11 protein-coding genes are annotated in these 10700 nt (G+C 72.5%); 7 read left to right on the top strand and 4 right to left on the bottom strand.

Translation table 11 applies throughout. The features are described 5' to 3' along the window. Positions 1-14 precede the first annotated feature (14 nt). Positions 15-176 carry a hypothetical protein gene (locus DMB66_RS61550; RefSeq protein ID WP_158647447.1) on the bottom strand — a complete coding sequence of 54 codons (162 nt, stop codon included), beginning with the start codon at positions 174-176 and terminating at the stop codon, positions 15-17. 74 nt (positions 177-250) lie between these two features. Then, positions 251-3187: an AAA family ATPase gene (locus tag DMB66_RS32370; RefSeq protein WP_125807920.1), complete on the bottom strand. Its 2937-nt coding sequence runs from the start codon at positions 3185-3187 to the stop codon at positions 251-253. 202 nt (positions 3188-3389) lie between these two features. Here DMB66_RS32370 and DMB66_RS32365 point away from each other — a divergent pair, with 202 nt between their 5' ends. Both DMB66_RS32365 and DMB66_RS32360 read left to right on the top strand, forming a co-directional pair. Continuing rightward, a complete protein-coding gene (locus tag DMB66_RS32365) occupies positions 3390-3761 on the top strand; it encodes a tetratricopeptide repeat protein (protein ID WP_125807919.1) in 372 nt (123 codons plus the stop codon). A 182-nt stretch (positions 3762-3943) separates the two neighbouring features. After that, on the top strand, positions 3944-4261 hold the full coding sequence (locus DMB66_RS32360; protein WP_158647446.1) for a hypothetical protein: 318 nt from the start codon (positions 3944-3946) through the stop codon (positions 4259-4261). A 107-nt stretch (positions 4262-4368) separates the two neighbouring features. On the opposite strand, the gene DMB66_RS32355 is transcribed toward DMB66_RS32360, so the two are convergent. Further along, positions 4369-5163, bottom strand: coding sequence for an SDR family NAD(P)-dependent oxidoreductase (locus tag DMB66_RS32355; protein WP_125807917.1), 795 nt, complete (start codon positions 5161-5163; stop codon positions 4369-4371). 85 nt (positions 5164-5248) lie between these two features. On the opposite strand from DMB66_RS32355, the gene DMB66_RS32350 reads away from it, so the two are divergent. From DMB66_RS32350 to DMB66_RS32340, 3 genes are all read left to right on the top strand, one after another. After that, on the top strand, positions 5249-6100 hold the full coding sequence (locus tag DMB66_RS32350; RefSeq protein ID WP_125807916.1) for a helix-turn-helix transcriptional regulator: 852 nt from the start codon (positions 5249-5251) through the stop codon (positions 6098-6100). Between the two features lie 37 nt (positions 6101-6137). Then, on the top strand, positions 6138-6605 hold the full coding sequence (locus tag DMB66_RS32345) for a hypothetical protein (RefSeq protein ID WP_125807915.1): 468 nt from the start codon (positions 6138-6140) through the stop codon (positions 6603-6605). 293 nt (positions 6606-6898) lie between these two features. Further along, positions 6899-7612, top strand: coding sequence for a DUF1775 domain-containing protein (locus tag DMB66_RS32340; RefSeq protein ID WP_233624995.1), 714 nt, complete (start codon positions 6899-6901; stop codon positions 7610-7612). A 201-nt stretch (positions 7613-7813) separates the two neighbouring features. Here the strand turns inward: DMB66_RS32340 and DMB66_RS32335 are convergent, their stop codons facing one another. Continuing rightward, the gene (locus DMB66_RS32335; RefSeq protein WP_125807914.1) at positions 7814-8725 is read right to left on the bottom strand and encodes a 5'-3' exonuclease; all 912 of its coding nucleotides are present in this window, start codon (positions 8723-8725) and stop codon (positions 7814-7816) included. 109 nt (positions 8726-8834) lie between these two features. Between DMB66_RS32335 and DMB66_RS32330 the strand changes: the two genes are divergently transcribed. Then, positions 8835-9977 (top strand): acyl-CoA dehydrogenase family protein, encoded by a 1143-nt coding sequence (locus DMB66_RS32330; protein WP_125807913.1) that lies wholly within the window; start codon positions 8835-8837, stop codon positions 9975-9977. A gap of 43 nt (positions 9978-10020) precedes the next feature. Then, positions 10021-10485, top strand: coding sequence for an Lrp/AsnC family transcriptional regulator (locus tag DMB66_RS32325; RefSeq protein ID WP_125807912.1), 465 nt, complete (start codon positions 10021-10023; stop codon positions 10483-10485). Positions 10486-10700: the final 215 nt, after the last annotated feature.

Raw genomic sequence — 10700 nt, 5'->3', positions numbered from 1 at the left:
GGGGTCCCTTCCGCCTACAGGGGTTGGTAGGGGTCGTGGCTCTCGTGGTCGACGGCACCGTCGGCGTCGTGGGCGTCGGAGGCGTCGCGGTCGCTGTCGTGCGGCTCCCGCGACAGCTCAGGGGGTGGCGGGTGCTCGGTGACGGAGTCGTCACGCACGACGGGTCGCTCAGGCATGCATCGCCCATGGGCTATGAATCATGGAGTCATGCTCGGGCGGAACGAGGGACCTTAGCTATTAAGCAGATACGTCAATCTTCTTCGGCGAACACGCCGGCCTCGACCGCCTTGACCGCGAGGGCGGTCCGGGAGTTCACCTTCAACTTGCGCATCGCCGCCCGCAGCTGTTGATCCACCGTGGCCGGGGACTTGGTCAGGATCCGGCTGATCTCCCGGTTCGTCCTGCCGGCGACGACCAGCTGGACCACGTCGAGCTCGCGGGGTGAGAGCTGGTCCCCGTACCCGCGTCGGCCGCCGCGCCACAATCGCGGGACCTCGGCGCCGTGCTCACGAAGCCGCTGGGCGACCCGGTCCGCGTCGCCGCGGGCGCCCAGCCTGAACAGCTGCTCGTACTGCGCCGCCAGCAGCTCGCGGCCCTGCTCGATCCGACCCTGCGCGATGAGCGCCTCGGCCTGGCGCTCGCGGGCGCGCATGGCTTCGTAGGGGCGCGGCAACGCGCTCCAGGCGCGCGCCGCCCGGTCGTAGGCCGTCGCCGCCCGAGAGTGGTCTCCGGCTGCGGCGAGCAGCAGGGCACGGCACACGGCGAGCCCGGCGCGAGGCGCGGGTGCCGTACGGCCACGCAGTCCTCGGGCGAACTGGTCGACCAGGCGTGTCGCGGCCGTCAGGTCGCCGGCGGCGAGGAGCGCCTCGATCCGGGCCGGGACGAGATCCGTCGCCCAGACCCAGATGCCCTTGCGCCGGACGGTGTCCATCGGCTCGTCCGTGATCCGCAGCGCCCGGCGGCTGTTTCCGTCCGTCAGCCACAGCCTGGCCAGCGCGGCGGCGGCTTCCATCGTGTCGTCGGCCGCGCCGAGCCGGGCGGACTCCTGAAGGACCAGCCGGAACTGCTCCTCCGCGGCGCGCCGCCGGCCGGCTGCGGCCGCCAGCCGGGCAGCGAGGCGAATGCTGCCGAGGTAATGTGCCGGCCGGTCCCGGTCGGCATCGGCGAGTGCCGCGCTCGTCTCGGCGAGACCGTCCCACCGACCGGTGTTCCACGCCAGGTTGGCCTGTTCGAGTCGGATGTTGTGCTGCAACCGGGACGCCTGCTCGGCCTCGGCGAGGCGCATGGCCACGGCGAGGTGTTGCTCGGCGTCGGCGTACCGACCCCAGATCAGCGCCCCGGTACCGACATTCACGTGGATGCGGGCCACGTCGAGACGCTCCGCCGCGGTCGTGCCGTCGGCGGGCAGGTCGGCGACGACGTCCCAGGCCTCCTCCTCGCCCAGCATGAGCAACGCCGCGGCGCGGTTTCCGGCCAGGTTCAGCCGCTGCGTGGGGGAGTCGATCCGGGCGGTCAGCGCAGCGGCGCGATCCAGCCAACGCCGATGGGTCGCGGCCGGCCACGGTCCCGCGTACGCCCAGCCGAGGTAGGTCATCGCCCGAGCCGCCTCGACCGGGTCGTGGTCGAGGTTGGCCACCGCCTGCTCCAGCTCGCTGAGTGCGGCCTGCGCCTCGCCCCCGGTGATCAGCAGCCGACCCAGGGGGTTGCGGATCTCGGCCTGCTGGCGGGCGGAGAGGCCGGGGGTGTCCAGCACCGACCGCAGGGTACGGACCACACGGTGGTAGACCTCGTCGACCGGTTCCCGACGGCCCAGCGCGGCGACCCCGGCGATGCGCGCGACACGCGCCCGGTCCACCGGCGGCAGTACGGCCCACGACAGCAGATCGACCAGCAGGTCGACCGCCTTGGTGTGGTCACCCGAGGCCATGGCCAGCTCGGCGCCCTGCTCGGCGTACCGCGCCCAGGACGGCGTCTCGCCGGCCTCGCGGAAGTGGTGGGCGAGGCGCGCCACGGGCGGGGGATGGAGGTGCTCCAAGGCCCGGCCGGCCAGCAGGTGGAAGTGCCTGCGGTCGGTCAAGGGGATCGCTTCGTAGACAGCGGTGGCGGCCAGCACATGCCGGAACCGCCACCGGCCGCGGTCGTCTCCGTCCAGGACACCGGCACCGGCCGCCTCCGCGATGGCGCCTCGGCACGCGGCCGGTGACAGGTCGGCGGTCATCGCGATCGTCGCCACCGAGGAACGCTCGGCCAACGTGGCCGCCGCGCGCAACGCCTGCTGCGCCGTCGGCGACAGCCTGCTCACCCGCTCCCGGGTGGAGTCGCGCACCGTCGGCGGCACCTGAAGCTCGCGCAGCTTCAGCCGGACCCACTGTCCGTCGCGGAAGACGAGGTCGGCACGGTCGCACATGAGGCGGACCGACTCCTCCACGGCCAGGGGAACGCCGCCGGTCCGGTCGTGCATGAACGTCGTGAACTCCTGCGAGATCGGTTTGCCGTCCAGCATCGAGGACACCAGCGCCGCCGTGTCGTCGAAGCGCATGGGCGCCAGGGCGATCCTCAGCTGGGTCACGCCGGCGGGCAACCGGGACGTCAGCCGCAGCAACAGCGATCTGTCGTCCACTTCCTCCGGCCGATAGGAGATCACGAGGCTGGGCCCGTCCGACTGCTGCCGGGAGATGACGAACAGCAGGAACTCACACGTCACGTCGTCGGCCCAGTGCGCGTCCTCGAGCACGAGAACGTCGACACGCAGCGCCCGCAGCAACTCGTCCAGGGCACGGAACAGGCGATGCCGGGCCGCCTTCGCGTCGTCCAAGGGCGGCAACGCGGGCGGCAGGTTCTCCGACCATTCCGGAAACAGGGGCCGTAACGCGCCCGCGAGCTCGGTGAGCCGCAAGCGCGGCACCCGGCGCTCGATCCCATGGAACGCGTCGACGATCGGCCCCAACGTCAGCGACTCGCGAAGCGGTGGGCACACCGACACCAGGGCGGTGTGCTGGTCCGGCGCGGCCAACCACTCGCGCAGCAGCCGGCTCTTGCCGATGCCCGCCTCGCCCTCCACCAGCACGATCGCCGGAGGCCGGGCCAGCGCACCCCGCAGCGCCGCCATCTCCCGATCGCGACCGACGAAATGCGGCGTGGAAACGGTCGGTGAGGTCCCGTCGTCTTCGGGCGAGGGGTCGAGCATGCGTGATGATCTCGCTTTTCGATGCTCGGGCACAAGACCGTCACGGCGGCCGGACGTCGTTGATCAGCGTCTCCGCTTCGGCGAGCATCTCGCGGCCTGGTGATGGTGGGGTGGTTGTCCTCCCGCCGCCGTCTGGGATCGGTCACAGAGTGAAGGTGAACCGCTGTCCCGGCGGGACATGTAGTGCTGGGTATGGTGCGTCTTGGGTCACGGTTGCTTCCTGCTGTGCACCCTGGGGCTGGCCTGCGCCGAACGCAAGCGCCCGGTGGAGGCGGAGGAGCTGCTGAGCCGGGCCGTCGCCGGGAACCCCCAGCTGGTCGAGGCGTGGACCAACCGCGCCGCCGTCCGCTTCGAACGCGGTGACACGGCCGGCGCCCTGGCGGACCTGGACCGCGCGGTGGCGCTGTCGTCGGAGCCGGTGCCGCGCTACAACCGCGGCATGGCGCTCGTGAGGCTGGCCCGGTGGGACGAGGCTGCCCACGACTTCGCCGAGACTCTCGCCCGGCCCGGCCTGGACCGTGCCCTGCGCCGCGACGTGCGCGTGGAACTGGCCCGCGTCCGAAAGAACTGTTGATCAGTTCGCGGGCGTCGGGCGGCTTCCGGGAGACGCATGGAGACCGGGGCCGGAGTCCTTGGTGCGACCCAGCGGCGCCGCCGCATCAGCCGTGACAGGTAGCTGTCCAACGCTGTCCAACATGGAGGCTTCCACCCAAAAGACCGTGTTGTGATGGCCGGGTTCGTTCTCGGAGGGAGAAAATGATGCGCCCTGTTCAGACGATGCTCGGGGCGGCGATCCTCGCGGTCGCCGCCCCGCTCGCCCTGGCCGCGCCGGCCTACGCCGCCGATCCGTTGGCCGCCACGATCGGCTTCTGCGACTCGGGCCTGCGCCAGTTCATCTGCCTCGGCTCGGCTTCGGGTGGCGTGGCCCCGGTCACTTTGCAGTGGAGCCCTGCCGCCAGCGGACGGTGCACGCCCAACCGGTATCAGACCGTGACGCTCACCGCCGTCGACTCGGCTGGCGCCACCGCCACGGACGTCGAGAAGGTGTGGTGCACCACCAACCAGTGGCCGTGAGGGCGCGTTCTTTCCTCGGTGGTGCCGTGCGGCGAAGCGGTAGTCCACCGGGCGCCCCGCCGGGACCTGCCTCGTCCCGGACGCTCATGCTGGCGGGTTTTCGCCGGTCAGGCGCCGGCGCCGCCGTCGACCGGCACGATCGCGCCGGTCACCATCGAGGCGCGGTCGCTGAGCAGCCACGCGGCCGCCTCGGCGACCTCGCGGGGCTCGGCCATCCGGCCGAGCGGGGTCGCCGCGCTGTTGGCCTCGATGATGCCGGGGCTGGTCGCCTCCCACTCCCGCATCATCTCGGTGCGGGTGCCGCCGGGGGTGATGCCGTTGACCCGGATGCCGTCGGCGGCCCAGGTCACCGCGGCGGTCTCGGTGATGCTGTTGAGCGCGCGTTTCATGGCTCCGTACGCGGGCAGGGCGCGGTTCGCGCGGCGGCTGCCGATGCTGGAGGTGTTGACGATCGCCCCGCCGCCGGTGCGGCGCATCAGCGCGGCCTCGGCGTTCATGGCGGTCCAGTGGGCGAGGAAGTTGACGGCGAACTGTTCCTCGATGTCCTTGTCGGTGGTGGTGTCGAGCGGGCCGACCTGCTGCTGGACGACCCCGCCGTTGTTGAAGGCGCCGTCGAGCCGCCCGTGCAGTCGCTCGACCCGGTCGACAGCCGTACGGATGCTCGCCCGGTCGGACAGGTCCAGGGCGACCGCGTCGGCGACACCGCCGTCGGCGCGGATCTCCTGCACGACGCTGTCCAGGGCGGCGGTGCCGCGGGCGGCGAGCACGACGGCCGCGCCTTCCGAGGCGAACAGCCGGGCCGCGGCCGCGCCGATGCCGCGGCTGGCGCCGGTGATGAGGACGACCTTGCCGGCCAGCAGGCCGGCGGGTGCGCTGTCGATGGTGTGCGTGTTGTTCGTCATGACGACAGCGTCCGGCCGGCCCCCGGCCGCATCCAGGCACAGGTTGTACCAGGATCGGTCGCTGCGCCGCGCGCACACTTGGCGCATGGACAAGCAGGAACTCGGGGCGTTCCTCCGCAGTCGCCGCGAGCGGCTCCGCCCGCAGGACGTCGGTCTCCCGTCCGGCCCGCGACGCCGGACGCCGGGCCTTCGCCGCGAGGAAGTGGCGGTCCTCGCGCACATCTCCACGGAGTACTACATCCGGCTCGAGCAGGGCAGGGCGCCACGGCCGTCGGGCGACGTCCTGGCCGGGATCGCCGGCGCGCTGCGGCTCACCGACGCCGAGTCAGGCCACCTCCACGTCCTCGCGGGCACCGCGCCGAGCCGCACCGGACTGCACCGGCGCGACGTCCGCCCCAGTATCGTCGCGCTGCTCCAGCGGCTGCCGCAGACGGCCGCGTTCGTGACGTCCGCCGCGTTCGAGGTCCTCGCCTGGAACGACCTCGCCGCCGCGCTCATGGAGGACTTCGCCCCGCTCGCCCCCGCGGACCGCAACCTCGCCCGCCGGGCCTTCCCCGGGCCGCGGCACGCCGATGCGGCGCTGTACGGGGTCTCCGACGCCGCCGAGTTCCGGCTCAGCGTCGTGATGCGGCTCCACGCCACCCTCGCCCGCTATCCGACAGATCCCGGGGTCACCGGCCTCGTCGACGAACTCCGCGCCGCGAACCCCGACTTCGCCCGGCTCTGGGAACGGCACGACGTCCAGGCCGCGCCGATGCTCACCAAGACCTTCCGCCACCCGGCCGTCGGAGAGGTCACCGTCGACTGCGACACCCTCACCCTCACCGACCGCGACCAGCACCTCGTGCTCTTCACCGCGCCGCCGGGATCTCCCGGCGCCGAGGCGCTGGCTCTGCTGAACGTCCTGGGAGCGCAGGCCAACACCTACGTGCGGTAGCACCACGGCCGGCCACCGCGCGGCTACAGTGGCCGCGATGGCCGGCGAACTCATGACCCTGCTCACCTCCCTCGGCGGCGTAGCGCTCGGCGGTGGTTTGTCCTACCTGGTGCAGAACAACACGCTACGGATGAGCGCCCGCACCGAGCAGCGAAAGCAGGACGTCGCCCGCGCCGAGAGCCGACGGGCCGAACGCCTCACGCATTTGGAGCGATTCATCGTCGCGTCCGCCGACGCGGAACGCATCGCCTTCGAACGTCCCGCCACCTGGGCGCCCGGTGAAGCCTGGCCCACCGCCGCCGAAGGGGTGATGAACCGGCTCTGGGTTACCGAACGCATGCTCCAGGCGCTGTATCCCGCCGACGTGTACAGCACCGCCCGCGTCTACCACCAGCGAATCAACCGGGCCGTCTGGGATGGGGTGCCCGACCTCGACGACCTCTACCCCGAGCTCGACGAACTTCGCGACGCGTTCCTCGCGGCGGCGCGCTCGGCCCTGGACTGAGCCTCGACCGCCGGCCGGCGTGTCGCCGCACCACGGGCCGGATAGGGGCGGCCGGGCGGGCGCCCTATCCGATGCTGAGGTGCCCATCGAAAGGGGAGTAGATCCGCCATTCTTCACCGGAAGGGCCGCTGTAGGTGCATTCGGTGATCCACACCTTGGACGGGCTGCCGGTGAGAGTCCGGTCGAATGAGCGGATCGACGTGTTGGACTGGATGGCGGGTCGCGGGAACTTTTCCGGGTCGGGGAGCGACTGTGGGACCGTTGTCCCTCTCTTCCCGAAGGTGGTTCTCGGCGTGCGTAACAGGTTCCGGTTGACGACGGTCGGCGTGCTCACAGCGCTGGGGGTGCTGGCCGTGGCCGGCCCGGCGGCGGCGCATGTCGAGGTGAGCGCCGACAAGACCCGCGCCGGGGCCATCGATGTGACCCTGACGTTCCACGGTGAGGCCGAAAATCCGTCCGGCATCGCCAGCGAGCGGGTGGTGCTGCCCGAGGGCATCGCGCCAGCCGACGTCACCCTGGTCAAGGCGCCGCCCGGCTGGACGTTCAAGGCGACCGCCGACGGCTTCACCGTCGGCGGCAAGAAGCTGGCCTCGGGCAAGGACGCGGAGTGGAAGGTCAAGATCGCGAAGCTGCCGGACGGCGAGACGCGGCTGTCGTTCAAGACCCTGGAGACCTACGCCGACGGTGAGGTCTCCCGCTGGATCGAGATCCAGGAGGAGGGCAAGGACGAGCCGGAGAACCCGGCGCCGCTGATCGTGCTGAAGCCCGGGCCCTCCACCGCACCCGCCACGACCAGCCCGGCCCCGGCGCCGTCCGCGTCGTCGTCCGCGCCGGTGGCCTCGGTCCTGCCGTCGGCCCCGGCCACGATCCAGGCCGAGCCGGCCGCGGAGGCGGATGAGGGGTCGTCCACCTGGTGGATCTGGGTCCTGGTCGCCCTGGCGCTGGCCGGCGGCGTGGGCCTGCTGCTGATCCGTCGCCGTCGCGCCACCCCGCCCCCGGCGGAGTGACTGTCGGCTCGGACCAGCCGACCACCCGGCCGACCGCCAGCGGTCTGAGCCGGCCGACCACCCGGCCCGAGTTCGCCGGGCTGGTGGCGGCAGCTCACCGCCACCGGCCTCGGCCGGGCCGGCCGGTCGGGGCTGCCCAGCGGGTGTCGGCCTCAGCCCACCAGCCTGGGCCAGGCCGGACGGTCGGGGCGGATGTCGGCCTCAGCCCGCGAGGGCGTCGACCAGCCGCCGCGCCGAGCCCGCCAGATTCCACCGCTCGGCCAGCGCCAGCAGTGCCTCCGGGTCCTTCGGCGAGGCCGGCAGGGCCGGATCGAAGTCGGGCAGCGGCACGTCCAGCGCGACCTTGCACACCGGCAGCGCCGCCGCCAGGTAGGTGCGGGCGCCGTCGAGCTTGGTGCGCAGGCCGGGCGCGAAGCCGGCGTCCTTGTCGTCGAGCGCCGCCAGGATCTGCTCGATGCCGCCGTAGCGGGCGATGAGCCGGGCGGCGGTCTTCTCGCCGACCCCGGGCACGCCGGGCAGCCCGTCGCTCGGGTCGCCGCGCATCGCCGCGAAGTCCGCATACCACCGGGCCGGGACGCCGTATTTGGCCTCGACCGCCGCGTTGTCGCTGTCTTCCAGCTTGGCCACGCCTCGGCCGCAGTAGAGCAGCCGGGTGCCGCGCGCGTCGTCGACCAGCTGGTAGAGGTCGCGGTCGCCCGAGACGACCTCGACCGGGGCGGGCTGGGTGGCGGCGAGGGTGCCGAGGACGTCGTCGGCCTCGTAACCCGGGACGCCGAAGGCCGGGATGCCGACCGCCCGCAGGACCTCGAGCAGCACCGGGACCTGCTTCTCCAGGGACGCGGGCACCTCCTCGACGTCGCCGTGGGCGACGCGGTGCTGCTTGTAGGACGGGACCAGCTCGACCCGCCACGCCGGGCGCCAGTCCGCGTCGAGGGCGCACACCAGCCGGTCGGGCCCGCGGGTGCGGATGAGCTGGGCGATCATGTCCAGGAATCCGCGGATCGCGTTGACGGGCTCGCCCGCGCCGGTGCGGGCCGCGGACTCGGGGATGCCGTGGAACGCGCGGAAATAGAGGCTGGGGGCGTCGACTGCCAACAGGGGTCGCTCGGTCACCGCACCAACGTAGTGGTGCCCACCGACATTTTGTGGGGGACCCGCCCCGACGTGCCATCGGGGAGGGGTAGGGCTGACTGTCGGCCTAACGACCGTTAAGCTTACGGATGTGACAGTCGAGCGGATGCTGCCAACGGACGAGGCGTACGAGTTGCTGGGCCTGACCCGGGAGATCGCCGACGGCGAGCTGGCTCCCCGGGTCGCCGAGCACGAGCAGAAGGGCCTCTTCCCGCGCGATGTGCTGCGCACCGTCGGCCGCGCCGGACTGCTCGGCCTGCCCTATCCAGAGGCCGACGGCGGCGCCGGCCAGCCGTACGAGGTCTATCTGCAGGTCCTGGAGATCCTGGCCGGTTCGTGGCTGGCCATCGCCGAGGCCGTCAGCGTGCACACGCTGTCCTGCTACCCGGTCTGGGCGTACGGCAGCGAGCGCCAGCGCAAGACCCTGCCGGACATGCTCGGCGGCGACCTGCTCGGCGCGTACTGCCTCTCCGAGCCGCAGGGCGGCTCCGACGCCGCCGCGCTGACCACCCGTGCCGTGCGCGACGGGGAGGACTGGGTGGTCACCGGCACCAAGGCCTGGATCACCCATGGCGGCCACGCCGATTTCTACAACGTCTTCTGCCGCACCGGCGGGCCCGGCCCGGCCGGGATCTCCTGCCTCGTCGCCGACGCCGACACGCCCGGGATGCTGCCGCAGGTGCCGGAGCGCACCATGGGCCTGCGCTCGTCGCCGCCGGCCCAGATCGTCTTCGACGGCGCGCGGGTGCCGGTCGAGCGGCTGGTCGGCGAGGAGGGCGAGGGCTTCCGGATCGCCATGCAGGCGCTCGACGCGGGGCGGCTGGGCATCGCGGCCTGCGCGGTCGGCCTGGCCCAGGCCGCGGTCGACTACGCCGCCGGGTATGCCCGCGAGCGGGTGCAGTTCGGCCGGGCGATCGGCGAGTTCCAGGGCGTCGGTTTCCTGCTGGCAGACATGGCCACCCAGGTCTCGGCGGCCCGGGCGCTGCTGCTGAGCGCCGCGCGGCTCAAGGACGCCGGGCGCCCGTTCTCGGTGGAGGCGGCCAAGGCCAAGCTCTTCGCCACCGACGCGGCCATGCGGGTGACGACCGACGCGATCCAGGTGCTCGGCGGGGCCGGCTACGTCAGCGACCACCCGGTGGAGCGCTGGTTCCGCGAGGCGAAGGTGCTGCAGATCGTCGAGGGCACCAACCAGATCCAGCGCCTGGTCATCAGCCGCTCGCTGACCCGCGGCTGAAACGGGTTCGTTGCCCGGGCGCCCCGACCGGTATCTTGACGCCGTGGAAGAGATCGACCGGGCGATCGTGGGCGCCCTCACCGTGGACGGCCGGCTGTCCTACACCGATCTCGCCGAGCGGGTCGGGCTGAGCGTGTCGGCGGTGCACCAGCGGGTGCGCCGGCTGGAGCAGCGCGGGGTGATCAGCGGATACACGGCCAAGGTCTCGTACGAGAGCCTGGAGTTGCCGCTGACGGCGTTCGTGGCGATCCGCCCGTTCGACCCGTCGCAGCCCGACGACGCGCCGGAGCGCCTGGCCCATCTGGCCGAGATCGACTCCTGCTATTCGGTGGCGGGGGAGGACTTCTACCTGCTTCTGGTACGGGTGGCGAGCCCGGCCGACCTCGAACGGCTCCTGCAGGAGATCCGTACGGCGGCGAACGTCACGACCCGGACCACGGTCGTGCTGAGCACCCCGTACGAGAACCGGCCGCCCCGGATCGCCCCGGCCGGCAAACCCGAAGCCTAGCTTCCTAGGATGCCATAGCGGGTGTGGGCAGGCGCTCCGCCGGCTGTCCAAGCGTGTCCGACCGCGTCTAATCCCGACGGCTCGGCGGATCGACAACCGGTACTGTCCGCGGATGATCTTCTCGACCGGGCGCGCCGTGCTGCCCGCTGCCATGGCCCTGACCCTCGTCCTCACCGGTTGCGGCGGCCCGGACAAGACGGCGGCCGGCTCGCCGG

The organism is Actinoplanes sp. ATCC 53533, from assembly GCF_003947245.1.
This window is presented reverse-complemented; position numbering and strand designations above follow the sequence as displayed.